The organism is Minwuia thermotolerans, assembly GCF_002924445.1.
Classification (GTDB): domain Bacteria; phylum Pseudomonadota; class Alphaproteobacteria; order Minwuiales; family Minwuiaceae; genus Minwuia; species Minwuia thermotolerans.
In genome coordinates, this window is sequence record NZ_PIGG01000023.1 from 116,031 (window position 1) to 140,860 (window position 24,830).

Sequence of the window (24,830 nt, forward strand, 5' to 3'; positions counted from 1 at the left end):
CATGCGCGCAGCCATCTTCCGCGAACCCGGCCGGCCACTGGAGGTCGGCGCCATCGAGGATCCGACGCCGCAGGCTGGCGAACTGATCCTGAAAGTGGAGGCCTGCGGCATCTGTGGCTCCGACCTGCACATCTCCGACAATCATGACGGCTCCGGCGGCATGCCGCCGCTGAAGCCCGATTCCGTGATGGGCCACGAGTTCTGCGGCGAGATCGTCGCCATCGGCCCGGGCACCGAGACCACGCTGAAGGAAGGCGACCGCGTCGCCTCGCTGCCCACCATCGGCTGCGGGACCTGCGACAAGTGCCTGACCGGCGACGTCAAGCGCTGCCGCACCGCGCGCGGCATCGGCCTGGGGGACGTGCCGGGCGGTTACGCCGACTATGTCCGCGTAGGCGCCAGGGAGAGCCTTCGTCTGCCGGGTCATTTCGGCAAGGGCGACGGCGCACTGATCGAACCGCTGGCCGTCGGCCTGCGCGCCGCGGTGCGCGCCCGCCTGCAACCGGGCGAGAGCGTGCTGATCATCGGCGCGGGCCCCGTCGGTCTCGCCACCGCGATCTGGTGCCGGCATTTCGGCGCGCGTCACGTCGTCGTCTCCGACCTCAACCCCAACCGCGCGGAGATGGCCGCAAAGTACGGCGCGACCGATGCCATCGACGCCTCGAAGGAGAACGTGATCGAGCGCTACAAGACGATCGCCGGCGGCCGCCCCGAAGTGGTCTTCGACTGCGTCGGCGTGAAGGGCTCCATGCAACTCGCCATCGACTACGCCGCCTTCGACGCGAAGGTCGTCGTCGTCGGCGTCTGCATGCACCTGGACCACATCCTGCCGGTCAAGCCGGTGACCAAGGAACTGGACCTGATCTTCGCCTATTGCTATCTGCGCCAGGAATTCGGCCTGTGCATCGACATGCTGGACCAGGGCCGGATCGAAGCGGCGGGGCTGATCACCGACCGGGTCGGCTTCGACGGCTTCTCCGAGGCCTTCGAGGCGCTCAAGACGCCGAACACGCAGGTCAAGGTGCTGCTCGAACCCGACAGGTGAGATCATGCTGGTGAATGGCGTTCCGTGGCGGCCGGTGCAGCTGGCCGGAAATGGCTGGGCGGTGACGATCATCGACCAGACGAAGCTGCCCCACGCCTTCGAGACCGTGGACCTGACGACCGTCGAGGAAGCCGCGCACGCCATCCGCGCCATGCTGGTGCGCGGCGCGCCGCTGATCGGGGCGACTGCCGCCTATGGCGTCGCCCTGGCCATGCGCGCCGACCCTTCGGACGACAATCTTGCCGCCGCCATCGAGATGCTGCGAAAGACGCGCCCCACGGCGGTGAACCTGTTCTGGGCGCTGGAGCGCATGCGGGCCGCGCTGCACAACCGCTCCGTCGAGGAACGCGCCGGGGCCGCCTACGCGGCCGCCGCCGATCTCGCCGACGAGGATGCGGCGATGAACGAGGCCATCGGCGAACACGGGCTGGAGATCATCCGCGGCATTGCGGCGAAGAAGCCCGGCGAGACGGTCAACATCCTGACCCACTGCAATGCCGGCTGGCTGGCCACCGTCGACTGGGGCACGGCGCTGAGCCCGATCTACAAGGCCCATGACGACGGCATCGACGTCCATGTCTGGGTGGACGAGACCCGGCCGCGCAACCAGGGCGCGTCGCTGACGGCCTGGGAACTGGGCGCCCACGGCGTGCCGCTGACGGTCGTGGTCGACAATGCCGGCGGGCACCTGATGCAGCACGGCCAGGTCGACATGGTGATCACCGGGACCGACAGGACGACGCGCCGGGGCGATGTCTGCAACAAGATCGGGACCTATCTGAAGGCGCTGGCGGCGAAGGACAACGGCGTGCCCTTCTACGTCGCCCTGCCCGGTCCCACCATCGACTGGCAGGTCGCAGACGGCGTCGCCGAGATCCCGATCGAGGAGCGCCACGCCGACGAGGTCGGCCGCATCTCGGGGCGGACGGAATCGGGCGAAATCGTCACCATCGACGTGCTGCCGGAGAACGCGAAGGCCGGCAATCCGGCCTTCGACGTGACACCCGCGCGGCTGGTCACCGGCCTTATCACGGAGCGCGGCGTCGCCCCGGCAACCGAGGAAGGCCTGCTTTCGCTCTATCCGGAAAAGAACAATGGCTGACGCCGCCAGGGCGCTGCTGGCCGCCTGCCGGGCCATGGAAGCCGCGCGGCTCTCGCCCGGCACCTCGGGCAATCTCTCGGCCCGCGACGGCGACGGCTTCCGGATCACGCCCTCGGGCGTGGCCTACGATGCGCTGGACGAGAGCATGATGGTCTTCATGGATCTCGACGGCCGCTGGAAGGGCGATCTGAAGCCTTCCAGCGAATGGCGCTTCCACCTGGACATCTACCGGGCGCGGCCGGACGCCGGCGGCATCTGCCACACCCATTCGCTGAACGCGACGGCGCTGGCGACGCGGCGGGAGGGCATCCCCGCCTTCCACTACATGGTCGCCGCCGCCGGCGGCCGCGACATCCGCTGTGCCCCATACCGTACCTTCGGCACGCAGGAACTGTCCGACGCGGCGCTGAAGGCCCTTGAGGATCGCCGCGCCTGCCTGCTCGGCAATCACGGCGTCATCGCCCTGGGGGAGACGGTAGACAAGGCGCTGAAGCTCGCCCGGGAGGTCGAGAACCTGGCCGCCCAGTACATCCTGGCCCGCCAGCTCGGCGGCCCGGCCATCCTCTCCGACAGGGAGATGGACGCGGTGCTGGAAAAGTTCAGGACCTACGGCCAGCAGCCGATACGGACTGGCTGATCAGGCCGGCTCGATCAGGCGGCACGTGGCGAGGCAGGTCGCAGCCAGTGTCCACTTGTCGCCGGTGACAGCGTAGACGTCCGCGCGGCTGGATGCGCTGGTCCGCGACCGGCCGGCGATCTGTCCGAAGGCGACCAGCCGCTCGCCCGCAGCCGGCGCGATATTGTGGACGTTGTAGCCCGTCGTCGACGCCCGCCAGCCGTCCGGACAGGCCGCGGTCGCGGCGCTGACCGCAGCATAATCCGCCAGCACGCCGACAACCGCGCCCTGCACGATCCGCCCGTCGAAGGTGATGTCGGAGCGGATCGGCATCTCGATGGCCGACCGCCCGTCGGCAAAGCCGATGCAGCGCAGGCCGAGCCAGGCCGAACTCGGCATGGCGTGGATGCCGGCGGCCAGCGCGGGGCGGAATCCGGTGCTGTAGGGCGAAAGATTCATATCAGGCGACCGCCGTTTCGGTGCGCGGCCGCGTGGCGCGGAAGGTCGCGTTGCCGCGTGCGATCGTCTCGCCGTCGGCGCGGACGAAGCACTGTGCAAAGGCCAGGGTGCGGCCGGGCCGGACGAATTCGGTCTCGAAGCTGAGCCACTGGCCCTGCTGGCCGCTGGCGAGATAGTCGAGGTAGAGGTTCACCGTCACCAGCCGCGCGCCTTCGGGCAGATGCAGCCGCATGGAGTGGCCCATGGCGTTGTCGGCCAGCGCGCTGATCAGACCGCCATGGACAAAGCCCCGGGCATTGCAATGAGCCGCCGTTGCCCGCAGCCCGATGATCAGCGCCTCGGACGTCTCGCGGATGTAGATCGGCTCCCACGGATCGGTCAGTCCGCTTCGTCTCGTGTTCGGCGCAAAGCCCGCTGGTACATCGGTCATTCTGTCCTCCCGTTCGAGCCGGAGGATGCAGAGATTTATTAGACAGGTCTACATAAAATGTGAAGAGTGCTAGCGTCCGCGCGGCAATGATGGAGCAAGGCAGTGGGCAAGAGAGCGCAGCACGAGATGGCCCTGCTGACGGAAGCGGCGAAGCTGTTCCGGCGCCAGGGCTACGCCGCGACCGGCACGAACGAGATACTCGCCGCCGCCGGCGCGCCGCGCGGCTCGCTCTACTACTACTTCCCGGGCGGCAAGGAAGAGATCGGCACGCGCGCCATCGAGGCCGCGGCAAAGCGGGTGACGCTCACGCTGAGGGCGCTCGCCGAGGAATCCGCGGATCCGGCGGATTTTGTCGACCGCTATGTAGCGAAGCTGACCGGCTGGATGGCGAAGTCCGGCTGGCGCGACGGCTGTCCCATTACCACGGTGCTGCTGGAGAACGCGCCCGGCTCGGCGGCGATCACCGCGGTCGGCCGGGAAGCGCATGAGCGCTGGCGCCGGGAAGTCGAGACCATGCTCCTGCGCCATGGCTGGCCCGGGGACCGCGCGCCGGCCACGGCCCGGACGATCCTGATGACTATCGGCGGCGCGCAGATTCACGCCCGCGTCGCCGCCTCCCCCGCCCCGCTGGAGGACTGCGCCGCGGAACTTCGCCACCTGCTGGCGGATTCCGATCCATCCGAGTTCTGACCGGCGTCCGGGGGCTTGACCCCAGGACCCAGTCCTTCAATCCGCTGGGCCCTTGGATCGAGTCCAAGGGCGTCAGGTAATTGAATTCGATCTCTGGAACGCTCCAGCTACACCGCTTCCAGGACGTGCACGCTGAACAGGTCGTTGGCGTCCGTCAGGCTGCGCCGCGCGTGTAAGCCGGCGTCCTCCGCCATGGTGCGGAATTCGTCCAGCCCGTACTTGTGGGAGTTCTCCGTGTGCAGGGTCTCGCCCTCGCGGAAGTCGAAGCGCCGGCCGGCGACGGCCACGGCCTGGTCGCGTTCGCTGACCAGATGCATCTCGATCCGGCCCTCGGCGTCGTTCCAGAGCGCACGGTGGCTGAAGGCGTTGAGTTCGAAATCGCCGTCCAGTTCCCGGTTGATGCGCCGGAGCAGGTTGAGGTTGAAGGCCGCCGTCACGCCCTCGGCGTCGTCATAGGCCGCCTCCAGGATCGCCGGGTCCTTCTTCAGGTCGACGCCGATCACCAGGAAGCCGCCCTGCCCGACAGTCCGGCGCGCGCCCCGGAGGAACTCGGCCGCCTCCTCGCGCTCCAGATTGCCGATGGTGGAGCCGGGAAAGAAGCCGATGCGCGGGCCCTTCGGCACGACCTCGTCCAGGCGCACCGGATCGGTGAAGTCGGCGCAGACCGCGACCACCTCGATCGCCGGGTTCTCCGCCGCGAAGGCGCCGGCATTGTCCAGCAGGTGATCGCGCGAGATGTCGATCGGCACGTAGCATTGCGGCCGCCCGAGCGCCTGCACGAACAGGCGGATCTTGTCGGCGGAACCGCTGCCGAACTCGATCACCGTCGCGCCTTCGGGCAGCAGGCGGCGCAGTTCGGCGGCATGGTCGCGCAGGATGCCGCACTCTGTGCGGGTCGGATAGTATTCCTGCAGCTCGCAGATACGCTCGAACAGGCGCGAGCCTTCCTCGTCGTAGAAGAACTTGGCGGCCGTCGCCTTCCGCGGTTCCGCCAGCCCCTCCAGGATGGCGGTGCGGAAGTCCTCCAGTTCCGGCTCCAGGTCGAGGAAACCCCGAAGGTGCGTGTCGGCGGCGATGTTCATGGCAGGTCCTCCGCGAGGCGCAGGCCGGAGAACTGCCAGCGCTGATGGGGATAGAAGAAATTGCGGTAGCTGGCGCGGACATGCCCCGGCGGCGTGATGCAGGAGCCGCCGCGCAGCACGAACTGGTTGGCCATGAACTTGCCGTTGTATTCGCCCACCGCGCCGGCGGGCGGGCGGAAGCCGGGATAGGCGCTGTAGGGGCTGGCGGTCCATTCCCAGACCCCGCCGAACATCTGCACGAGCCCCTCCCCCGCCGCGGCGGGACGCGGCAGCAGGGCCCCGGGTTCGGACCTGGACGGGACGAGCCCTTCCGCCGCGACCTCCCATTCGGCCTCGGTGGGCAGGCGCTTGCCGGCCCAGCGGGCGAAAGCGTCCGCCTCGTAATAGCTGAGATGGGCCACGGGCGCGGCGGGTTCGACGGGGCGCGGCCCGTAAAGGCCCATGACCCCGATGCCGCCCTCGGCGTCACGCTCCCAGTAGAGCGGCGCGCTCCAGCCCTGGGCCTGTACCGTGGCCCAGCCGTCGGCCAGCCACAGTTCCGGCCGCCGGTAGCCCCCGTCCTCAATGAAATCGAGCCACTCGCCGCAGGTCACCGGCCGGTCGGCCAGGCGGAAGGGCCGCAGCAACACCTCGTGGCGCGGCCCCTCATTGTCGAAGGCGAAGCCGGCGCCCGCATGGCCGATCTCCCGGATGCCGCCGTCGAAGGCGATCCAGCGCACGGGCGGCGCGGCGGCATCGGCGAGGGGCGGCGCGCCCTCGTCGGCATAGGCCGGCCTGAGCGGATTGCGCGACAGCAGGTTCAGCGCGTCGGTCAGCAACAGCTCCTGATGCTGCTGCTCGTGATTGAGGCCGAGTTCCGTCAGTCCCGCGACGGCGCCCGACGGATCGTTGGCACGGTCCAGCAGCGCCGTCATGGCTTCGTCCACATGGGCGCGGTAGGCCATGACCTCGTCCAGCGGCGGCCGCGTCAGCATGCCCCGCTGCGGCCGGGGCTGCCGGGGGCCCTCGGCCTCGTAATAGGAATTGAAGATGTAGTGATAGCGCTCGTCAAAGGGGCGGTAGTCCGCCGCGTGCGGGCGCAGCACGAAGGTCTCGAAGAACCAGCTCACATGGCCCAGATGCCACTTGGTGGGGCTGGCGTCTTCCATCGCCTGCACCACCTGGTCCTCCGGCGAGAGCGGCGCGGCCAGCGCCTCGCTCCGCTGCCGCACGGCCCGGTAGCGCTCAGGGGTCATGGCCGCCGTTTCCGGGTCAGGACCCCCGTGCGGCAAGGCCGTGGCATCGTCTGGCATGGTGTCCCTCGTGGTTCTTCTTTGTGCCTGCGGACGCGCCCGGGCGCGTCATCGCCACGCCCGAAATCAGACATAGGAATGTGTCAGGCCGATGGAAGGGACGATTTGCCGCTTCTGTCCTGTGGAATAGACGCCCGGCGAAGAACATCGGCCGCAGCGCCGCCGGCTCCGTTCAGGCAGGGCGGCGTCGCGCCGCGGGCGTCAGGGCGTCTTCGGCGGCTCTTCCGCCTTGCGGACGGTGAGGTAGCGCTCGATGAAGGCCATCAGCAGGGCCGAGACGACGAAGGTCAGATGGATGACCACCAGCCACATGAGCTTGTCCGACGGCGTCTCCTTCACGTTCATGAAGGCCTTCAGCAGGTGGATCGAGGAAATGGCAACGATGGACGACGCGACCTTCAGCTTCAGCGTGCCGGCGTCCAGCTTGCCGACCCAGGCGAGACGTTCGCCGCCCTCCCCGATGTCGATGCGGCTGACGAAGTTCTCGTAGCCGGAGATCACCACCATGACGACCAGGCTGGCGACCAGCGCCAGGTCGATCAGGGTCAGCGCCGCCAGGATGGCGTCCGTCTCCGACATCTCCAGCAGGCGCGGGACCATGTGGATCAGGTCCTTCACGAAGACCACGACAAGGAAGATCATCAGCACCGACAGACCGAGATAGATCGGCGCCAGCAGCCAGCGGCTCTGATAGAGCAGGGTCTCGACGATACGTTCGAAGGATTTCATGGCGGCTCTGTCCGTTGGTCGCGTCCGCGATTAGGTACTCTCGACGCCCCCGGCTGTCACCCCCGTCCAGGGCCTGCCCCGACCCCCGATCCGGGGTGCGAGGAGAAACTTCAGCGGTCGGCAAGAATTCAGCAGGCCCGCTGGCCGGCCCAGCCAACCCCAGCGGGCCATGTGGCTACGCCGGCTTGCCAAACCCACCCCCACTCGGCGTCGAGATGACAATCGCGTCGCCGGGTTCGAGCTCGGCGATGGCGCGGCCTTCCAGTTCCTCCGTTGAGCCGTCCTTGCGCTCGACCCAGTTGCGCCCCGTCTCGCCGTTGTCGCCGCCTTCCAGGCCGAAGGGCGGCACGACGCGGTGGGAGCCGAGCAGCGAGGCGGTCATCGCCTCCCGGAAGCGCATCCGGCGGAAGGTGCCGTCGCCGCCCCTGTGCCGGCCCTTGCCGCCGGAGCCGCGGCGGATGTGGAAGTCCTCCAGGATCACGGGGAAGCGGAACTCCAGCACCTCCGGGTCCGTCAGGCGGGTGTTGGTCATGTGGGTGTGGACCGCGTCGGTGCCGTCGAAGTCCGCACCGGCGCCGGAGCCGCCGCAGATGGTCTCGTAGTACTGATAGCGGTCATTGCCGAAGGTGAAGTTGTTCATCGTCCCCTGCGCCGCCGCCATGACGCCCAGCGCGCCGAACAGCGCGTCGGTGATGCACTGGCTGGTCTCGACATTGCCGGCGACCACGGCGGCCGGGTATTCGGGCCGCAGCATGGACTTCTGCGGGATCTTCACGTGCAGCGGCTTCAGGCAGCCGCCGTTCAGCGGGATATCGGAGTCCACCAGACAGCGGAAGACGTAGAGCACCGCCGCCATGGCGACCGAGGTGGGGGCGTTGTAGTTGGTCGGGTGCATCTCCGAGGTGCCGGCGAAGTCGATCTCCGCCGAGCGGTCTTCGCGGTCGATGGTCACCTTCACCCGGATGACGTAACCGTCGTCCATCGGATACTCGAACGCGCCGTCGGTCAGCACGTCGATGACGCGGCGGACGGATTCCTCGGCGTTGTCCTGGACGTGGCCCATATAGGCGCGGACGACGTCGAGGCCGAAATCGTCGACCATCCTTTTCAGCTCCCGCGCGCCCTTCTCGCAGGCGGCGATCTGCGCCGAGAGGTCGGCCAGGTTCTGCTTCGGGTTGCGCGCGGGGTACCTGCCCGAGGTCAGGATCTCGACGACTTCGCTTTCGCGGAAGCGGCCGCCGTCGACCAGCAGGACGTTGTCCAGCAGCACGCCCTCCTCCTCCACCGTCTTCGAATCCGGCGGCATGGAGCCCGGCGTCTTGCCGCCGATGTCGGCGTGGTGGCCGCGGCTGGCGGTGTAGAACAGCACCTCGGTCTCCGCCTCGTCGTAGACCGGGGCGATCACGGTCACGTCGGGCAGGTGCGTGCCGCCATTGTAGGGCGCGTTCAGCATGTAGACGTCGCCGGGCTTCATGGTGGCCGCGTTCTCCCGGATCACCGTCTTGATGCTCTGGGACATGGAGCCGAGGTGGACCGGCATGTGGGGCGCGTTGGCGATCAGCTCGCCGTCCGCGTCGAACAGGGCGCAGGAGAAGTCCAGCCGCTCCTTGATGTTGACCGAATAGGCCGTGCGCTCCAGCACCACGCCCATCTGCTCGGCGATGTTCATGAACAGGTTGTTGAAGATCTCCAGCATCACCGGGTCGGCCTCGGTGCCGATGGCGCGCGCACCGGAGCGGGCCTCGACGCGGCGCAGCACCAGATGACGCTTGCCGGTCATCTCCGCCCGCCAGCCGGGCTCGACGATGGTGGTCGCCGTGGCCTCGGTGACGATCGCCGGGCCGTCAATGGCCTCGCCCGGCTGCATCGCCTCCCGGTCGAAGACGCCGGTTGGGCGCCAGTCGCCGTCCATCCAGGCCTGCATCTCGGCCAGCGCCTGGGGCGCGCCCTCGCCCGTCTCCGATTCCGCGTCCTCGATCACCTCGCCCGGCGCCACGGCCTCGACGGTGGCGGCCTCGACGATGACGGTCTTCTCGGGGCTCTCGAAGCCGAACTGCTGGCGGTGGGCCTCGGCGAAGCGCCGCTGCACCTCCTCCAGCCCGCCGAAGGCGATGGCGAGCGCCGTGTCGGAGCCCTCGTAACGGATCAGGGCGCCCAGATGGACCTCGATCTTCGCCTCGGGCACGTCCTGGTCCAGCAGTTCCCGCCGCGCCTGCCCGGCCAGTTCGTCATGGACCGCCTTGATGGCCTCCATGTTCTCCGCCGCGAGCGGCTTCTCGACCGTCTTCTCGCGCAGCGCGCGGGTGTCGGCGAGGCCCATGCCATAGGCGGAAAGCACGCCCGCATGGGGGTGCAGCAGCACGGTCTCGATGCCCAGCTTGTCGGCCACCAGGCAGGCATGCTGCCCGCCCGCGCCGCCGAAGCAGTTGAGGACGTATTTCGAGACGTCATAGCCGCGCTGGATCGAGATCTTCTTGATGGCGTTGGCCATGTTCTCGACGGCGATGTCGAGGAAACCGGCGGCGACCTGTTCGGGGCTGCGCCGGTCGCCGGTCTCGTGGGCGATGCGGTCGGCCAGCGCGGCGAACTTCTCCTGCACGACATCCGCGTCCAGCGGCGCGTCGCCGTTCGGGCCGAAGACGGCGGGGAACTGCTCCGGCTGCAGCTTGCCCAGCATGACATTGCAGTCGGTGACCGCCAGCGGGCCGCCATTGCGGTAGCAGGCGGGACCGGGATGGGCGCCGGCCGAATCGGGGCCGACCTGGTAGCGTCCGGCCTCGAAATGCAGGATCGACCCGCCACCGGCCGCGACCGTGTGGATCAGCATCATCGGCGCGCGCATGCGAACGCCCGCGACCTCGGTCTCGAAGGCGCGCTCGAACTCGCCGTTGTAGTGGCTGACGTCGGTCGAGGTGCCGCCCATGTCGAAGCCGATGACCTTGTCGAAGCCGGCCATCGCCGCGGTGCGGACCATGCCCACCACCCCGCCCGCGGGGCCCGACAGAATCGCGTCCTTGCCCTGGAACAGGCGCGCATCGGTCAGCCCGCCGTTGGACTGCATGATCATCAGCCGCGCGTCCCCCAGTTCGCCCGCCACCTGGTCGACATAGCGGCGCAGGATCGGCGAGAGATAGGCGTCGACCACCGTGGTGTCGCCGCGGCTGACGATCTTCATCAGCGGGCTGGTGCCGTGGCTGGTGGAGACCTGGGTGAAGCCGGTCTCGCGGGCGATCTCGGCCACCCGTTCCTCGTGGGCGGTGAAGCGGAAGCCGTGCATGAAGACGATGGCGACGGCGCGGATGCCGTCGTCGAAGGCGGCCTGCAGCGCCTGGCGCGCCGCCGTCTCGTCCAGCGGCTCCAGTTCCTCGCCGTTGGTGTCGACGCGGCCCGGCACCTCGGCGACGCGTTCGTAGAGCATTTCCGGCAGCTCGATCTTCAGCGCGAAAAGCTTCGGCCTGTTCTGATATCCGATGCGAAGAACATCGGCGAAACCCTTGTTCGTAATGAACAGACAGCGGTCGCCCTTGCGCTCCAGCAGCGCGTTGGTGGCGACCGTAGTGCCCATCTTCACCGCCTCGATCCCGGCGTCGGGTATCGGATCGCCGGCCTCCAGGCCCAGCAGGTCGCGGATGCCCTGCAGCGCGGCGTCCTTGTAGCGGTCGGGATTCTCGGAGAGCACCTTGTGGGTCACCACCGAGCCGTCGGGCCTGCGGCCGACGATGTCGGTGAAGGTGCCGCCCCGGTCGATCCAGAACTGCCAGCGGTTCGCCATGTCGTTCATCGAAGCCCTCCCGAACGCCTTTCGTTCAACCTACGCCGGCCGCGCGGGCGATCAAGTGGCGGGCTGCGCGTGACTATCCGCGCCAGTGCCATACATCGAACCGACGGCAATTCCGAGGGGATGGAATCATGGATGTGAAACGGGCGCTGATCGTCGGCGCGGGCAAGGGCATCTCGGCCAGCTTCGCAAAGGGTCTCGCGGCGCGCGGGGCGCAGGTCATGCTGGCGGCGCGGAATACCGACAAGCTGGCGGACCTCGCCGGGGAAACCGGGGCGCTGACGGAAAGCTGCGACGCCGGCGATCCGGCCTCGGTCGCGGCGCTGTTCCAGGCCGCGGACCGGGAGATGGGCGGTGTCGATCTCGTGCTCTACAACGCCTCCAGCCGGGCGCGCGGCGGCATCGCGGAGCTCGACCCGGCCGACGTTGAAAAGGCCATCCGCATCTCCGGCTTCGGCGGCTTTCTGGTGGCGCAGCAGGCGGCGAAACGCATGCTGGATCAGGGGCATGGCGCGATCTTCTTCACCGGCGCCTCAGCCAGTGTGAAAGGCTATCCCAACTCGTCGAGCTTCGCCATGGGCAAGTTCGCCCTGCGCGGCCTCTGCCAGTCGCTGGCGCGGGAACTGTCGCCGAAGAACATCCACGTCGCCCACTTCGTCATCGACGGCGGCGTGCGCTCCGACACGCGGAAGGAGCCGGAGGGCAAACCCGACTCCTTCCTCGATCCCGACGCGATCGCGCAAACCTACCTGGCCGTGCTTGACCAGCCGCGCAATGCCTGGTCCTGGGAGGTGGAACTCAGGCCGTTCGTCGAGAATTTCTAGGCCGCGCTGCAGTCCATCTGCGCGCTCTGGCGGGCCGATGCCGGCCGGCGCTCACGGAAGCCGACGGTCACGGCTGCCTCGGCCCCGCCCGCCCGCGCCGTGTCATAGGCCAGGCTCGCCCGGCGCAGCCGCCGGTCGACAGCGGCCGCGATCTCCGCCAGACGCGGCTCTACGTCGGCGCGATGCTCCAGCAGCAGCCGGAAGGTTCCCTTGCGTGGCCCGCCCAGCAGGGTGAAACGCGGCGGATCGGCGAAGGCGGCGTCCAGCGCCTCGCCGGCTGCGGCGTTGGCCTGTGATGCCTGCAGCCGCGCCTGTTCCGCCAGCTTCGCCTGCAGATCGTGACGGCGCACCCGCAGCGTCGGGCAGCGGCCGACATGGCCGTCGACCCGCACCGTGGCCTTCAGGCGGTAACGATATAGCCCGGACATGGTCGTGACGAAGACCTGATAATCCTGCCCGGGGCGGATCTCGTAGAGACCCAGGAACGCCGCCGGCGTCGGGTGCACGGCATCGGCCTCGGCGAACTCGAAATAGGCTTCGGTGAGCAGGGGCAGGAAGGTCTCGCCCAGGCCCATGGCGACAGTGGCCCGGACCTCGCTCAGCTCGCAGCCGGTGTCGACGATGCGCACCCGGATGGGCAGCCAGGCCGGCCGCCCGGAATCGTCGGCCGTGAGATCGGCGGCGACGACCGTCAGCGACGGCCAGACCGACGCCACGCTCAAAACGCCTTCCTGCGCCATCACCAGAGACAGCTCTTCGATACGCCCGTCGTCCGGCGCGATCGCATCGCGCGCGGCGGCGGCGAGGCCCGACGGCAAACGGTCGGCGATGCTCACCTCCCCGGTTTCCAGATCCGCCAGCAGCCGCTCGCCATGGCGCCCGAGAACACCCTGCAGCAGGTCCAGACTCTCCAGACGGCCGGCGTCGATGCCGGTGACGTCGCGATGGCCGAGCCAGAGCAAGGCGAGGATATAAGCGCGCGCTTCCAGGTCGAGGATCTGACTCAGGCCCGGTAGGTGATCCGCCCCCGTCGTCCCCGCGAGTGCGCCGAGATCCAGCACGCGGCCGGTGGCGAACCCGCTTTCCCGCGCCAGCGCCCGTTGCGCCACCTCGCGGGCCTGCGCCCTGTACGCCAGATCGCCGGCGACAAGCGGAACACGGTCGCAGCGCCGGACGGCGCCGGACGCCGGCAGGTGGGTGACCGGGCGGTCCGCCGAAAGCACGGGCTGACCGGAGGCGCGCTGCATCTCGATCATCGGACGCAGGGCGTGGAACTCGTGCACCGGCACCGCACGGCGGTAGGACTCGGCGTCCTCGATCCCGGCAAAGCCATGACGGCGGCCCATGACGGTCTCCGCGTTGCGCGCAAGGATCCGGCGCAGAACGTCGGCCTGTGCGGTCTCGGGCTGCCGGGCGGCCTTGCGCAGCCCGGCTTCGAAGGTCTCGGCCGAACCGGTGCTACCGGCCTGGCCCGTGGTGTCGTTCGGCTGAAGGTTCATCATATCCCCCCGGATATTTAACAGCGTTCAAAACACAGGATAGGCATTTTTGAACGACGTTCAATAATATTTTTGAACACTGTATATTTTTTCCGTGAAATTTTCCGCCGCGCGTGGCACACAACGCCCCGGAACCGAAACGGAGGCACGCCATGGCGCGCAGGTCCGACCATACCCACGACGAAATCCGGGCGATGGCGGTCGCCGCCGCCCGCGCGAAGATCGAGAACGCCGGGCTGGACAAGGTCACGCTGCGGGGCATCGCCCGGGACATCGGCTATTCGCCGGGCACGCTCTACAATGTCTTCGACAGCGCCGACGAACTGATGATGCGGGTCAACGCCGGCACCATCGACGACCTGGTGGCCGCCCTATCCGCGGCCGAACGGAACGGCGCCGAGCCCGACCTTCGCGCCCTGCTGGCCATCTACCGAGATTTCGTGGAACAGAACCGGCACCGCTGGCAGGCGGTCTTCGACTACTCCCTTTCCGACCCGGGGGCGGCGCCCGACTGGTACGTCGCCAAGCTCAACGACGGCCTGGCGGTGGTGGAGCGCGCGGTCGCGCGGCTGCCCGGCGACTTCCCCTACCCGCCCGCGGTGGTCGCCCGCGTGATCTGGGCGGGACTGCACGGCATCTTCTCGCTGGGCGCGGAGGGCAACCTGAAGCTGGTCACCGACCGCGACGCCGCAGACCTTGCCGAAGCGCTCATCGCCCTGATCGACCGGGCGATCCGGCACTGACGCAAGGTCATCGCGGATTTCGGTTGTCAACGGGCCGGAAAGTTCATGGGATAGCCGCCAATGGCGCGCACCGCCGAGGCTCGCGCCGACAACCCCGAACCCGAAGGAATTGCGAGACATGAGAAGGTTCCTGACCCTCACCGCCGCCGCCGTCGCCATGACGGTCGCCGCCGGCGCGTCCCAGGCCGAACCCCTGCGCATCGGCACGGAGGGCGCCTACCCCCCGTTCAACAACCTCACTGCCGACGGCAAGCTTGTCGGCTTCGACATCGACATCGCCAATGCGCTCTGTGACGAGATGAAGGTCGAATGCGTCTTCGTCACCCAGGACTGGGACGGCATCATCCCGGCCCTGCAGGCAGGCAAGTTCGACGCCATTATCGCCTCCATGTCGATCACCGACGAGCGCAGGAAGAAGGTCGACTTCACCGAGAAGTACTACAACACGCCGCCCGCCATCGCGGTGCCGAAGGATTCCGACATCACCGGCGTCGACGCCCGGGCCCTTGCCGGCAAGACCGTCGGCGCCCAGTCCTCGACGACGCATTCCAACTACGCCGAGGCGACCTACACCGATTCCGACCTGCGCATGTACCCGACCGCCGACGAGTACAAGCTGGACCTCGCCAATGGCCGGCTCGACGCCGTGACCGACGACGTCACGGTGCTGGAGGAGTGGGTCAACAGCGAGGACGGCGCCTGCTGCAGGATCGTGGGCACCATCAAGCCGGTACCGGAGATCCACGGCGAGGGCGCAGGCATCGCCGTGCGCAAGGGCGAGACCGACCTGGCCGAGCGCTTCAACGCCGCTATCAAGGCGATCCGAGCCAATGGCAGGTACAAGGAAATCAACGACAAGTACTTCACCTTCGACGCCTATGGCGGTTAGACCGGAGCAGGCGGGTCGGGGCTGGCATGGCCGGCCGACCCGCCTCCCTTTCCCCGCTGCCATTCGACTGAATGCCTGAGAAGCTCGAGCTTCTCGCCTTCGGCGCCGACGGCTGGGGCGACGAGATCCTTTCCGGTGTCGGCGTCACTGTCTCGCTCGCGCTGGCGACGCTGCCTCTGGGCCTCGCGCTCGGATTCCTGGTCGCCCTTGCGCGTCAGTCGAGCGAGGCGACGCTCCGCCTGGCCGGCGGAATCTACACCACCGTCTTCCGCGGCCTGCCGGAGCTGCTGACGCTGTTCCTCGTCTACTACGGCGCCCAGATCGGCATCCAGGAACTGGCCCGCCTGTTCGGCGCCGAGACGGCGATCGAGATCAACAGTTTCGTCGCCGGCATGGCGGCGCTGGGCATGGTCTTTTCCGCCTTCGCCTCCGAAGTCTTCCTGTCGGCCTTTCGCGCCATACCCCGGGGACAGTACGAAGGGGCCTATGCGCTGGGCCTGGGGCGCGTCACGACGATGCGGCTGGTGATCCTGCCGCAACTGATCCGGATTGCGCTGCCCGGCCTGACGAACCTGTGGATGATTCTGTTGAAGGAAACCGCCCTGGTCTCGGTCATCGGGCTTTCCGACATCATCCGCCAGACGGGAATAGCGGCCCGCGTGACCAAGGACGCCTTCCTGTTCTTCGGCACGGCGTGCCTGCTCTACCTCGTTCTCGCGCTGCTCTCTTCCGTCGCCATCGGCGGAATCCACCGCTGGGCAACGCGGTCGGAGCAGCGGACATGAGCGGCGCCTGGACGAACGACACCATCGCGCCCCGGCCTGCGCCGCCGCCCCGGCGACGCCAAGCGCGCGGCGAACGCGCTCTGGGCTACGCCGTCATCACGCTGCTCGGCTTGCTGGGCCTTGGAATCATTGCGTTTCTGGTCGACAGCTGGGACACGGACTTTTTCGCCAGATATGCGCCGAAGTACCTCTCGGGCCTCTGGGTGACGGTCCAGCTCGTCGGCCTGTCGGTGGTTCTGGGTGCGATGCTTTCGCTGCCGGTCGCGCTCGGGCGCATGTCACCGAACCGCGCCGCCGGCTGGGCGGCCTTCGCCTATGTCTACTTCTTCCGCGGCACGCCGCTGCTGGCGCAGATCTTCCTCGTCTACTACGGCGCCGGCGTCTTCGTGGACGAGTTGCGGCAGGCCGGTCTGTGGACATTTTTCCGCGAGCCCTGGAACTGCGCGGTCTTCACCTTCACGCTGAACACGGCCGCCTATCAGGCGGAGATCCTGCGCGGCGCCATCGAGAGCGTGCCGAAGGGCCAGTGGGAAGCGGCGCAGTCCTTGGGCCTGCGGCGCTGGACGACCTTCCGCAAGATCATCCTGCCCCAGGCGCTGATCGTGGCCCTCCGGCCCTATGGCAACGAGATCATCCTGATGATCAAGGGCTCCGCCATCGTCGCCATCATCACCGTGCTGGACCTGATGGGGGAAACCCGGCGCGCCTTCTCGCGCACCTACGACTTCCAGACCTATATCTGGGCGGCGCTGTTCTACCTGGCGATCGTCGAGGCGCTGCGTCTTGTCTGGGACCGGCTGGAGCGGCGGCTGACGCGGCATATCCGCCGCGACGACTGAATCTAGACCGGGTCCGGCGCGACCCGCACCATGCGCTTGCCGCGGTTCTCGCCGGCCAGCAGGCCGATGAGCGCGCCCGGTGCGTTCTCCAGGCCGTCGACGACGTCCTCGACCACCTTCACCTTCCCCGCCTCGACCCACCGGCGGAGATCGGCCAGCGCGCTGTCGTCATCGTCGGCGAAGTCCATGACGATGAAGCCCTCCATGCGCAGGCGCTTCACCACAACCAGGCCGGGCAGGTTGCGCGGCCCGCTGGGCGACGTGGTGTCGTACTGGCTCACCGCGCCGCAGCAGACCACCCTGCCCTTTTCGTTCATCTGGAACAGGACGGTCTCCAGGATCTGTCCGCCGACATTGTCGAAATAGATGTCCACGCCATCCGGACAGGCCGCCTTCAACTCGCGGAACAGGTTGCCGGCGCGGTAGTCGACGCAGGCGTCGAAGCCCAATTCGTCGACCACCCAGTCGCATTTCTCCCTGCCGCCGGCGATGCCCACCGCCCGGCACCCGAGCGCCTTCGCGATCTGGCCCACAAAGATGCCGACCGATCCGGCGGCGGCGGAGACGACAACGGTCTCGCCCGCCTTCGGCCGGCCGACGCCCACCAGCCCGTGATAGGCGGTCTTGCCCGCTATCCCGTAGACCGACAGCAGATGCGAGAGCGGCCGCAGGGCCGGCAGCTTCTCGGCTGCGCCGGCGCGGACCGCGGCGTATTCGGCCCAGCCGGATTCCGTCGCCACGATATCGCCGGCGGCGAGCGAGTCCGCCTTCGATTCGACCACCTCGCCGATGGCGTAGGTGTGCATGACATCGCCTGCCTTCACCGCATCGCGGTAGGTCGCGCCCTGCATCCAGGCCCGGTTCGCGGCGTCGATCGACATCAGGATCGTCTTCACCAGGACCTCGCCCTCGGCGATGGAGGGCATTTCGCCTTCGCGGCGTTCGAAATGCTCCGGCTTCAACTCGCCCTGCGGCAGTTCACGGATGACCACCTGCCTGTTCACGCTCATCGAGTGCTCCCTTCTCGCCGGCGATGCGGCGCCTAATCCCGCTGCGCGAGCAGGTCCCGGTAGAGGTCCAGGGTCCGGCGGCACATCAGTTCCTTGGTGTAGTTGGCCTTGACGTGCGCGACTGCGCGTGCGGCCAGTGCGTCCCGTTCGGGCTGGTTCATCGCCAGCGCCTCGTCCAGGGCGGTGGCCATGGCGCGCGCGTCGCCCGGCGGCACGCGCCAGCCGGTCTCGCCGGGCGCCACGGTCTCTCGGCTGCCGCCATGATCGGTGACGATCACCGGCCGCCCCATGGCCTGCGCCTCGACGGCGATGCGGCCGAAGCCCTCGGGCTGGGTCGAGGCCGAGACCACCACGCTGGCGATCGAATAGGCCGCGGGCATGTCGCGGCAGGCGCCGACGAACCAGACCCGGTCGGCAACCCCGAAGCGTTCCGCCATCTGCCGCAGCTCCGCCTTGTAGGCGTCGCGGCCCAGATCGCCGCCGACGAAGACCGCCACCGCGTCCCGGTTGGCGATCAGCGACAGGGCCTCGATCAGCACGGGCTGTCCCTTCAGCCGGGTCAGCCGGCCCGGCAGCAGGATCACTGGCGCCCCGTCGGGCAGGGACCACAGTTCCGAGAGCTGGATCAGCCGCGCCGCCGGCACGTCGCCCGGATGAAACAGGTCCAGATCGACGCCACGCGGGATCACCACGACGCGCGCGGGTTTCGATTCCGGGTACCGTTCGATGACATAGTCGCGGATGAACTCCGAAATCGCGATGACCCGGTCGCCGCGCACCATCACGCTGTTGTAGGCGCGCTTGAAACGGTTGCCGACACCATAGGCGCCATGGACCGTGGTCACGAAGCGTCTGTTCGTGCGCCGCGCCGCGTACATCGCGCTCCAGGCCGGCGCGCGGGAGCGGGCGTGCACCAGATCCACGTTCTCGGTCTCGATCAGGCGGGCCAGCCGTTCGATGTTGCGCCATATCGCCAGCGGGTTCTTGGAGCGCACGGGCAGTTCCACGTGCTCGGCGCCCACGCGCGTCAACTGGCGGACCATCGAGCCGCCTGTGGACACGACCAGCGCACGGTGACCCGCAGCGACCAGCGCCTCAGCCATGTCCACTGTGCCGCGCTCGACGCCGCCGGTCTCCAACGCCGGCAGCACCTGGAGGACCGTCAGGCCGGGGTCAGTCATCGCTCGGGCCTTGCGGCGGATTCCCGGACATGCTTCGGTCCCGGCACTCTGACAGCAACATGACAACGGCCCCAATCCGATGAACGAACGCGCGCCCGGTCGACTGGCGAGGCCCGACGGCGAGAGCATCGCCTATCACAAACTGAATGGGAATAACCCCGGCGTGTTGTTCTGCGGGGGTTTCATGTCGGACATGACTGGCACCAAGGCGACGGCCCTCGAAGCGCATTGCCGGGCCCGCGGCCGGGCTTTCGTACGCTTCGACTATCTCGGCCACGGCGAAAGCAGCGGAGACTTCGCCGCAAAGGGCTGCATCACCCGCTGGGCCGAGGATGCCGCCGCCGTGCTGGACGAACTGACCAGCGGACCGCAGATCGTCGTCGGCTCCTCCATGGGCGGATGGATCGCGATGAAGCTCGCCCTCGCGCAGCCCGAACGGGTCGCGGCCATGGTCGGCATTGCCGCCGCGCCCGACTTCACGCCCGGCATGTGGGACAAACTTACCCCGGAACAGCAGGCCGAATGCCGCGAGACCGGCCGGGTCCGCATTGCTTCCGACTACGACCCGACGGGCTATGTCATCACCCGGCGCCTGATCGAGGATGGCGAGGCGAATTTCGTGATGGCCGAAGAACCGGTCGAGATCGCCCAGCCCGTGCGGCTGCTGCACGGCATGGCCGACCCGGACGTGCCCTGGCAGCGCTCGCTGGACATCGCGCGGCAGATCCGCAGCCAGGATGTCCGCATCAGCTTCTCGAAATCGGGCGATCACCGCCTGTCCGAGCCGGGCGACATCGCCCTGCTCTGCGCCACGGTCGACGAGCTGGCGGCCGCGATCTCAGTCTGATCGCTGCTCCGCAGCCAGTACCGCCGGCAACCCCTCGCGGTAGGTCGGATAACGAAGCTTCACGCCAAGCTCCTGCTTGATCAGGTCATTGCGGACCTTCTTGCTTTCCCCGTAGAAGCTGCGCACCATCGGGCTCATCTCCGCCTCTTCGAAAGGCACTTCGGGCGGCGGATCCATCCCCAGAAGTTCCGCCGCGAATGCCACCACGTCCTGGGGCGGGGCGGCCATGTCATCGCAGACATTGTAGACGCCGCCATCGCGCGGTTGTTCAATCGATGCCTCAAGAACGGCCGCTATGTCATCGATATGTATGCGCGAAAACACCTGACCCGGCTTGACGATCCGGCGCGAGCTGCCATCGCGCAGGGCATTGAACTGGCTCCGGCCCGGCCCGTAGATGCCGGCCAGCCGGAAGATCTGCACCGCCGGCCCGTCGATGCCGCCCGAAAGGCCCAGCCAGTCCAGTTCCGCCTGCACCCGCCGCGCGCCGCGCTCACCTGCCGGACGCAGTTCGCTGCGCTCGTCGACCCAGCCGCCCTGGCGATCGCCATAGACGCCGGTGGTCGACAGATAGCCGATCCAGCGCAGCCCGGCGCAGGCCCTGATCTGTTCGGCGCAACAGCGAACGACCGGGTCGCCTTCCCCGTCGGGCGGAACCGAGGCCAGGATGTGCGTGACGCCGTCCAGGGCGTCGCCGGCCAGCGGCGCGGCGCCGTCGAAGTCCCATGCCGCGATGCCCTCGGCTTCCAGTTCCTTGCGGCTTTCCGCCGTCCGCGCCGTCGCGCTCCAGCGCACACCGGGCAGACGCCGGCGCAAGGCGCGCGCCGAATAGCCGTGGCCGAAGGAAAATATGTGCAAGGCGGCCTCCGCCGGTTGTTGCGAGGGGTTCCCCTCTTCGCTATCGGTTTCCGATGCTTCGCACAATCGCCATCCTCGCCGCACTCGCCCTGCCCTTCGCGTCCTCACTGGCGCAGCAGGTCGACAGCTACACCCGCTGCCTCGAAGCCGTCAGGGCCGACGCCGAGAAGGGGCTCCAGTCCGCATTACAATGGCGCGACGTCGGCGGCGGGGTTCCCGCAAGGCACTGCACCGCGGTGGCCTATGCCGCCAATGGCCAGCACCGGATCGCCGGCGCCCAGCTGCAGACGCTGGCCGACGAACTGGCCAAATCCGACAGCCGCGCCGCTGCGGAGGTCATGGGCCAGGCTGCGGCCATGTGGACGCTGGGCCAGGCCGAGGACAAGGCGCTCAGGGCGCTGGAGCAGGCGCTGGCATGGCAGCCCGAGAACCCTGCGCTCCATCTGGACCGCGCGCTGCTGCTGGCCGGACAGGACCGCTTCGGGCCCGCAGAGCAGTCGGCGAGCCGCGCCATCCAGCTCAACGACCTGATGGTCGAGGCCTATGCCGTGCGCGCCATGATCCGGCGGAGCAGCGGCAATTTCGCCGGCGCCGAGGAGGACACCGCCACCGCCCTGGCGCTGGCGCCGGACAATCCGCACGCCATCATGGAGCGCGCTCGGGCGCGGGCCCGCGGCGGCGACATGGACGGGGCGCGCGACGACCTGACCGGCCTGGTCGCCCGCGATCCCGAAGCCTCCTGGGCCGAGTCAGCGCGCCGCCTGCTCGAAGAACTCGAGCTGGAACACGGCGACTAGAGCCGCGACCACTCCGCCAGAACGTCGGCGTCACGCTCGACGGGTTCGCAACGGGCGCGGGCGGCGGCCAGGCGACCCGGACCGCCGATACGGGACAGCGCCCAGACCGCCGCGCCGCGCACCAGCGGCGAAGCGTCGTCCAGCAGAACCTCTACACGTGTCGACAGCGACTCGTCGCCGGCATTGCCCGCTGCGATCAGGACATTGCGCAGGAAGCGGTCCCGCCCGAGCCGCTTGACAGGCGTCTGCGCGAACATGCGCCGGAAGGCGGCGTCGTCGAGTTCCAGCAGCTCCGCCAGCGGCGCATTCAGGATCTCCTCCCGCATCGCCAGCCGGTCGTCTCGGGAAACCTTCGCGAACTTGTTCCACGGACAGATGGCCAGGCAGTCGTCGCAGCCGAAGATCCGGTTACCGATCGCCGCACGGAATTCATGCGGGATCGGCCCGCGGTGCTCCACGGTCAGATAGGCGATGCAGCGGTTCGCGTCGAGTTGATAGGGCGCGGGAAAGGCGTCGGTCGGGCAGACGTCGAGGCACCGCCGGCAGGCGCCGCAATGGTCTCCCCCTGCTTCGTCCGGCGGCAGGTCGATGGTCGTGAAGATGGCGCCGAGAAAGGTCCAGGAGCCGGCGCTGCGGCTGACCAGATTGGTGTGCTTGCCCTGCCAGCCGAGGCCTGCCGCGGCGGCCAGGGGCTTCTCCATCACGGGCGCCGTATCCACGAACACCTTGATTTCGCAACCTGTTTCATCGACAAGCCAGCGGCCGAGGGCCTTCAGGCGCTTTTTGACCACATCGTGATAGTCCCGGCGCGCGGCATAGGCCGAAACCGCGCCGCGCCCGGGATGGTCCAGCAAGGCCAGCGGATCGTGGTCGGGTCCGTAGTTCGTCGCCAGCATCACGATCGACCGCGCCGCCGGCCACAGCGCCGCCGGGTCGCGGCGCCAGGCGGCGCGCTCGGCCATCCAGTCCATGTCGCCCTGCCGGCCGGCCGCCAGGAACGCGTCCAGGCGCTCGCCCGCCAGGGCGATTCCGGCGGGCGCGGTGACGCCGGTCTCGGCAAAGCCCAGGTCGAGCGCGCGCGTCCGGATCGCCGCCTTCAGGCCAGCCGGATCAGAAATCGAGATCGTCATAATGCGCCGGCGGCGCCAGCCCCGCGACGCGGTCCGCCAGCAGCGGACGGAACGACGGCCGGGACTTCATTCGGCTGTACCACTGCCGCGCCTCCTGAAATTCGTCCCAGGGCGCCTCGCCCAGATAGTCGACGACCGACAGATGTGCCGCCGCCATGAGGTCCGCAAGACTCATCTCGTCGCCGGCAAGCCAGCGCCGCCGCTCCGAGAGGTGGCCGATATAGTCGAGATGGAAACGGATGTTCGTGCGCGCGGTCCGGATCGCCGTCGGATCCGGCGCCCCGGCGCGGATCATCCCGCGGTAGTGCCGCTCGAACAGCAGCGTGTCGGAAACCTCGACGGCGAACTTGTAGTCGAACCAGCCCACCAGCCGGCGCACTTCGGCGCGGGCGACGGCGTTCTGGCCGAGCATGACCGGCTGAGGGTGACGTTCGTCGATATACTCGGCGATGGCGCGGGCGTCCGCCAGCGCCGGTACGCCGCCCCCCGGAGCCAGCACCGGCGGCCAGCCCGACGGATTCAGCGACAGGAAGCTCTCGCCCGGCGCCCACGGCTTCGTCAGGGCGAGATCGAATCCGATTCCCTTCTCCGCCAGCAGCAGCCGGATGAACCGGCTCCCCTGCGACAGCCAGTAGTGATAGAGGGTCGTCATCCAGGATCGCCGATTCCGCCGCGCAAAGACCTTCGCCATTCAGTGGCGCTCTGATAAGACACGTTCCGGCCATCTCAGGCAATCGACCGCGGGATCGAAGCGTTGACCGACCTTCAACTCATCATCATCGCCCTGGTCCAGGGGATCACCGAGTTCCTGCCGATCAGCTCTTCGGGCCACCTGTATCTGACGTCGAACCTGCTGGGCTGGCCCGACCAGGGCGTGAAGGTGGACGCGGCGGTCCATGTCGGCACGCTTGCCGCGGTCATCATCTACTGCTGGCGGGAGGTGGGCCGCGTGATCGGCGGATTCTTCCAGGCGCTGGCGCTGCGCAACACCGCGAACAGCCGCCTGTTCCTGAACCTTCTGGTCGGCACGATTCCGATCATCGTGGCCGGCGGCGTGCTGGTGTGGCTCGATCGCACGGCGATGTTCCGCTCCCTGGAAATGGTCGCCTGGGCGACCATCGTCTTCGGCCTGCTGCTCTGGCTGGCCGACGGCGTCGGCATGACCATCCGCAAGATGGAGCACATGGGCTGGGGCAGCGCGCTCATGATCGGACTGTTTCAGGTCATCGCGCTTGTGCCGGGCGCCAGCCGCGCCGGCATGACAATGATGGCGGGGCGCCTGCTCGGCTTCGAGCGGGCCGAAGCGGCACGGTTCTCGCTCCTGCTCTCGATCCCGGCGATCCTGGCCGCAGGCGGCCACAGCCTGAAGGAGATCTACGAGAGCGGCGACCTGTCGCTGGGCCGCGGCGTGCTGATGGCCATGGGCCTGGCGTTCCTGACCGCCCTGCCCGCCATCGCTCTGATGATGGCCTGGCTCAGGCGGTCGGGCTATGCCCCCTTCGTGATCTACCGACTGGCGCTTGGCGCCGTGTTGCTGGCGGTGGTCTACGGCGTCGTCTGAGGTCACGCCTTGCGGCCCGGAAACCGCGTCGCCACGTGCTCGGGGAACCGGGTCACCCGAATGCCGCGGCGGCCCGGCTGCATGATCCAGATCGACGTGGAGCGACAATCATGAACCTGAAAGGCACGCTCATCGGCCTGTCGGCGGGCATCCTGCTGGCGGCGTCGCCGGCGGCCGCCAACGAGGCGCGCACTGCCGACCTCGTGAACGGCGACGGTCAGCGAATCGGCCAGATCACCGTGAAACCGGTCTCGGGCGGCGTCCTGTTGACGGCGAAGGCCCAGCGGCTGCCGGCCGGCGCCCATGGCTTCCACATTCACGAGACCGGCAAGTGCGAGCCCGCCGCTGGCTTCAAGACCGCCGGCGGCCATCTGGCCGACGGCGCCAGCCACGGTTTTCACGCCGACGACGGCCCGCACCCGGGCGACATGCCGAACGTGCATGTCGGCAGCGACGGCGTCCTGAACGTCGAGGTCCTGAACAGCCGCGTGCAACTGACGGAATCCGGCGACGGCGCACTGCTCGACCGGGACGGTTCGGCCCTGATGATCCATTCAGGTCCCGATGATTACGAGAGCCAGCCATCGGGCGCCGCGGGGGCCCGCATTGCCTGCGCGGTGATCGCCGAGAGCGGCGGCTGAGCG

At 68.5% G+C, this 24,830-nt stretch carries 25 protein-coding genes; 13 read left to right on the forward strand and 12 right to left on the reverse strand.

From position 1 onward, the window contains the following. The first annotated feature begins 1 nt into the window (after position 1). The 3 genes from CWC60_RS05385 to CWC60_RS05395 are packed head-to-tail and all read left to right on the forward strand — an operon-like array spanning position 2 to position 2,784. Entirely contained in the window at positions 2–1,045 is a 1,044-nt protein-coding gene (locus CWC60_RS05385) for an alcohol dehydrogenase catalytic domain-containing protein (RefSeq protein WP_164516385.1), read from the forward strand. Between the two features lie 4 nt (positions 1,046–1,049). Next, the gene (mtnA, locus tag CWC60_RS05390; RefSeq protein WP_109792969.1) at positions 1,050–2,147 is read left to right on the forward strand and encodes an S-methyl-5-thioribose-1-phosphate isomerase; all 1,098 of its coding nucleotides are present in this window, start codon (positions 1,050–1,052) and stop codon (positions 2,145–2,147) included. Then, on the forward strand, positions 2,140–2,784 hold the full coding sequence (locus CWC60_RS05395; RefSeq protein ID WP_109792970.1) for a class II aldolase/adducin family protein: 645 nt from the start codon (positions 2,140–2,142) through the stop codon (positions 2,782–2,784). Before mtnA ends, CWC60_RS05395 begins: the two co-directional genes overlap by 8 nt. On the opposite strand, the gene CWC60_RS05400 is transcribed toward CWC60_RS05395, so the two are convergent. Continuing rightward, positions 2,785–3,222, reverse strand: coding sequence for a PaaI family thioesterase (locus tag CWC60_RS05400; RefSeq protein ID WP_109792971.1), 438 nt, complete (start codon positions 3,220–3,222; stop codon positions 2,785–2,787). 1 nt (position 3,223) lies between these two features. After that, positions 3,224–3,652, reverse strand: coding sequence for a PaaI family thioesterase (locus tag CWC60_RS05405; protein WP_109792972.1), 429 nt, complete (start codon positions 3,650–3,652; stop codon positions 3,224–3,226). Positions 3,653–3,754: 102 nt separating this feature from the next. On the opposite strand from CWC60_RS05405, the gene CWC60_RS05410 reads away from it, so the two are divergent. Beyond that, on the forward strand, positions 3,755–4,342 hold the full coding sequence (locus tag CWC60_RS05410) for a TetR/AcrR family transcriptional regulator (protein ID WP_125182726.1): 588 nt from the start codon (positions 3,755–3,757) through the stop codon (positions 4,340–4,342). Between the two features lie 107 nt (positions 4,343–4,449). Here CWC60_RS05410 and egtD read toward each other — a convergent pair whose 3' ends face one another. From egtD to CWC60_RS05430, 4 genes are all read right to left on the reverse strand, one after another. Next, complete coding sequence (egtD, locus tag CWC60_RS05415) at positions 4,450–5,424, reverse strand: L-histidine N(alpha)-methyltransferase (protein ID WP_109792974.1); 975 nt, start codon at positions 5,422–5,424, stop codon at positions 4,450–4,452. Continuing rightward, complete coding sequence (gene egtB / locus CWC60_RS05420; RefSeq protein WP_109792975.1) at positions 5,421–6,659, reverse strand: ergothioneine biosynthesis protein EgtB; 1,239 nt, start codon at positions 6,657–6,659, stop codon at positions 5,421–5,423. Before egtB ends, egtD begins: the two co-directional genes overlap by 4 nt. Before the next feature lie 258 nt (positions 6,660–6,917). Then, complete coding sequence (locus CWC60_RS05425) at positions 6,918–7,445, reverse strand: TIGR00645 family protein (RefSeq protein ID WP_109792976.1); 528 nt, start codon at positions 7,443–7,445, stop codon at positions 6,918–6,920. A 175-nt stretch (positions 7,446–7,620) separates the two neighbouring features. Continuing rightward, complete coding sequence (locus tag CWC60_RS05430; protein WP_109792977.1) at positions 7,621–11,226, reverse strand: hydantoinase B/oxoprolinase family protein; 3,606 nt, start codon at positions 11,224–11,226, stop codon at positions 7,621–7,623. A 128-nt stretch (positions 11,227–11,354) separates the two neighbouring features. Here CWC60_RS05430 and CWC60_RS05435 point away from each other — a divergent pair, with 128 nt between their 5' ends. Beyond that, on the forward strand, positions 11,355–12,047 hold the full coding sequence (locus CWC60_RS05435) for an SDR family NAD(P)-dependent oxidoreductase (RefSeq protein WP_109792978.1): 693 nt from the start codon (positions 11,355–11,357) through the stop codon (positions 12,045–12,047). Here CWC60_RS05435 and CWC60_RS05440 read toward each other — a convergent pair. After that, positions 12,044–13,546, reverse strand: a complete 1,503-nt coding sequence (locus CWC60_RS05440) for a GH3 family acyl-acid amido synthetase (RefSeq protein ID WP_164516386.1) — start codon at positions 13,544–13,546, stop codon at positions 12,044–12,046. The genes CWC60_RS05435 and CWC60_RS05440 overlap by 4 nt on opposite strands. Before the next feature lie 152 nt (positions 13,547–13,698). On the opposite strand from CWC60_RS05440, the gene CWC60_RS05445 reads away from it, so the two are divergent. The 4 genes from CWC60_RS05445 to CWC60_RS05460 all read left to right on the forward strand — a co-directional run bounded on the left by CWC60_RS05445 (position 13,699) and on the right by CWC60_RS05460 (position 16,802). Further along, positions 13,699–14,289, forward strand: coding sequence for a TetR/AcrR family transcriptional regulator (locus CWC60_RS05445; protein ID WP_109792980.1), 591 nt, complete (start codon positions 13,699–13,701; stop codon positions 14,287–14,289). Between the two features lie 118 nt (positions 14,290–14,407). Next, positions 14,408–15,178, forward strand: coding sequence for an ABC transporter substrate-binding protein (locus CWC60_RS05450; protein ID WP_109792981.1), 771 nt, complete (start codon positions 14,408–14,410; stop codon positions 15,176–15,178). Between the two features lie 71 nt (positions 15,179–15,249). After that, entirely contained in the window at positions 15,250–15,963 is a 714-nt protein-coding gene (locus CWC60_RS05455; RefSeq protein ID WP_109792982.1) for an ABC transporter permease, read from the forward strand. Then, positions 15,960–16,802: an ABC transporter permease gene (locus CWC60_RS05460; protein ID WP_109792983.1), complete on the forward strand. Its 843-nt coding sequence runs from the start codon at positions 15,960–15,962 to the stop codon at positions 16,800–16,802. Before CWC60_RS05455 ends, CWC60_RS05460 begins: the two co-directional genes overlap by 4 nt. 2 nt (positions 16,803–16,804) lie before the next feature. On the opposite strand, the gene CWC60_RS05465 is transcribed toward CWC60_RS05460, so the two are convergent. After that, positions 16,805–17,812 carry an NADP-dependent oxidoreductase gene (locus tag CWC60_RS05465; protein WP_109792984.1) on the reverse strand — a complete coding sequence of 336 codons (1,008 nt, stop codon included), beginning with the start codon at positions 17,810–17,812 and terminating at the stop codon, positions 16,805–16,807. 32 nt (positions 17,813–17,844) lie between these two features. After that, complete coding sequence (locus CWC60_RS05470; RefSeq protein ID WP_109792985.1) at positions 17,845–18,993, reverse strand: glycosyltransferase family 4 protein; 1,149 nt, start codon at positions 18,991–18,993, stop codon at positions 17,845–17,847. A gap of 184 nt (positions 18,994–19,177) precedes the next feature. On the opposite strand from CWC60_RS05470, the gene CWC60_RS05475 reads away from it, so the two are divergent. Further along, a complete protein-coding gene (locus tag CWC60_RS05475) occupies positions 19,178–19,840 on the forward strand; it encodes an alpha/beta hydrolase (protein WP_206419780.1) in 663 nt (220 codons plus the stop codon). Here CWC60_RS05475 and CWC60_RS05480 read toward each other — a convergent pair. Continuing rightward, the gene (locus CWC60_RS05480) at positions 19,832–20,698 is read right to left on the reverse strand and encodes an SDR family oxidoreductase (protein WP_109792987.1); all 867 of its coding nucleotides are present in this window, start codon (positions 20,696–20,698) and stop codon (positions 19,832–19,834) included. The genes CWC60_RS05475 and CWC60_RS05480 overlap by 9 nt on opposite strands. A gap of 53 nt (positions 20,699–20,751) precedes the next feature. Here CWC60_RS05480 and CWC60_RS05485 point away from each other — a divergent pair, with 53 nt between their 5' ends. After that, positions 20,752–21,495, forward strand: coding sequence for a tetratricopeptide repeat protein (locus CWC60_RS05485; protein ID WP_109792988.1), 744 nt, complete (start codon positions 20,752–20,754; stop codon positions 21,493–21,495). Here CWC60_RS05485 and queG read toward each other — a convergent pair. Continuing rightward, the gene (gene queG / locus CWC60_RS05490; protein ID WP_109792989.1) at positions 21,492–22,625 is read right to left on the reverse strand and encodes a tRNA epoxyqueuosine(34) reductase QueG; all 1,134 of its coding nucleotides are present in this window, start codon (positions 22,623–22,625) and stop codon (positions 21,492–21,494) included. The two genes, CWC60_RS05485 and queG, sit on opposite strands and share 4 nt — an antisense overlap. Further along, positions 22,606–23,277 (reverse strand): glutathione S-transferase family protein, encoded by a 672-nt coding sequence (locus CWC60_RS05495; RefSeq protein WP_109793008.1) that lies wholly within the window; start codon positions 23,275–23,277, stop codon positions 22,606–22,608. The genes queG and CWC60_RS05495 overlap by 20 nt, the downstream gene beginning before the upstream one ends. Positions 23,278–23,379: 102 nt before the next feature. Here CWC60_RS05495 and CWC60_RS05500 point away from each other — a divergent pair, with 102 nt between their 5' ends. Then, entirely contained in the window at positions 23,380–24,186 is an 807-nt protein-coding gene (locus tag CWC60_RS05500; RefSeq protein ID WP_109792990.1) for an undecaprenyl-diphosphate phosphatase, read from the forward strand. Between the two features lie 110 nt (positions 24,187–24,296). Continuing rightward, the gene (locus CWC60_RS05505) at positions 24,297–24,827 is read left to right on the forward strand and encodes a superoxide dismutase family protein (protein WP_206419781.1); all 531 of its coding nucleotides are present in this window, start codon (positions 24,297–24,299) and stop codon (positions 24,825–24,827) included. Positions 24,828–24,830: the final 3 nt, after the last annotated feature.

Bases quoted from the DNA above. Each gene is read 5' to 3' on its own strand.
- CWC60_RS05395 (WP_109792970.1), top strand. From the start codon at position 2,140: ATGGCTGACGCCGCCAGGGCGCTGCTGGCCGCCTGCCGGGCCATGGAA.
- CWC60_RS05400 (WP_109792971.1), bottom strand. From the start codon at position 3,222: ATGAATCTTTCGCCCTACAGCACCGGATTCCGCCCCGCGCTGGCCGCC.
- CWC60_RS05425 (WP_109792976.1), bottom strand. From the start codon at position 7,445: ATGAAATCCTTCGAACGTATCGTCGAGACCCTGCTCTATCAGAGCCGC.
- CWC60_RS05505 (WP_206419781.1), top strand. From the start codon at position 24,297: ATGAACCTGAAAGGCACGCTCATCGGCCTGTCGGCGGGCATCCTGCTG.
- CWC60_RS05475 (WP_206419780.1), top strand. From the start codon at position 19,178: ATGTCGGACATGACTGGCACCAAGGCGACGGCCCTCGAAGCGCATTGC.
- CWC60_RS05455 (WP_109792982.1), top strand. From the start codon at position 15,250: ATGCCTGAGAAGCTCGAGCTTCTCGCCTTCGGCGCCGACGGCTGGGGC.
- CWC60_RS05485 (WP_109792988.1), top strand. From the start codon at position 20,752: ATGCTTCGCACAATCGCCATCCTCGCCGCACTCGCCCTGCCCTTCGCG.
- CWC60_RS05440 (WP_164516386.1), bottom strand. From the start codon at position 13,546: ATGAACCTTCAGCCGAACGACACCACGGGCCAGGCCGGTAGCACCGGT.
- CWC60_RS05435 (WP_109792978.1), top strand. From the start codon at position 11,355: ATGGATGTGAAACGGGCGCTGATCGTCGGCGCGGGCAAGGGCATCTCG.
- CWC60_RS05445 (WP_109792980.1), top strand. From the start codon at position 13,699: ATGGCGCGCAGGTCCGACCATACCCACGACGAAATCCGGGCGATGGCG.
- CWC60_RS05450 (WP_109792981.1), top strand. From the start codon at position 14,408: ATGAGAAGGTTCCTGACCCTCACCGCCGCCGCCGTCGCCATGACGGTC.
- queG (WP_109792989.1), bottom strand. From the start codon at position 22,625: ATGACGATCTCGATTTCTGATCCGGCTGGCCTGAAGGCGGCGATCCGG.
- egtD (WP_109792974.1), bottom strand. From the start codon at position 5,424: ATGAACATCGCCGCCGACACGCACCTTCGGGGTTTCCTCGACCTGGAG.
- mtnA (WP_109792969.1), top strand. From the start codon at position 1,050: ATGCTGGTGAATGGCGTTCCGTGGCGGCCGGTGCAGCTGGCCGGAAAT.
- CWC60_RS05465 (WP_109792984.1), bottom strand. From the start codon at position 17,812: ATGAGCGTGAACAGGCAGGTGGTCATCCGTGAACTGCCGCAGGGCGAG.
- CWC60_RS05470 (WP_109792985.1), bottom strand. From the start codon at position 18,993: ATGACTGACCCCGGCCTGACGGTCCTCCAGGTGCTGCCGGCGTTGGAG.
- CWC60_RS05405 (WP_109792972.1), bottom strand. From the start codon at position 3,652: ATGACCGATGTACCAGCGGGCTTTGCGCCGAACACGAGACGAAGCGGA.
- egtB (WP_109792975.1), bottom strand. From the start codon at position 6,659: ATGACCCCTGAGCGCTACCGGGCCGTGCGGCAGCGGAGCGAGGCGCTG.
- CWC60_RS05385 (WP_164516385.1), top strand. From the start codon at position 2: ATGCGCGCAGCCATCTTCCGCGAACCCGGCCGGCCACTGGAGGTCGGC.
- CWC60_RS05460 (WP_109792983.1), top strand. From the start codon at position 15,960: ATGAGCGGCGCCTGGACGAACGACACCATCGCGCCCCGGCCTGCGCCG.
- CWC60_RS05430 (WP_109792977.1), bottom strand. From the start codon at position 11,226: ATGAACGACATGGCGAACCGCTGGCAGTTCTGGATCGACCGGGGCGGC.
- CWC60_RS05495 (WP_109793008.1), bottom strand. From the start codon at position 23,277: ATGACGACCCTCTATCACTACTGGCTGTCGCAGGGGAGCCGGTTCATC.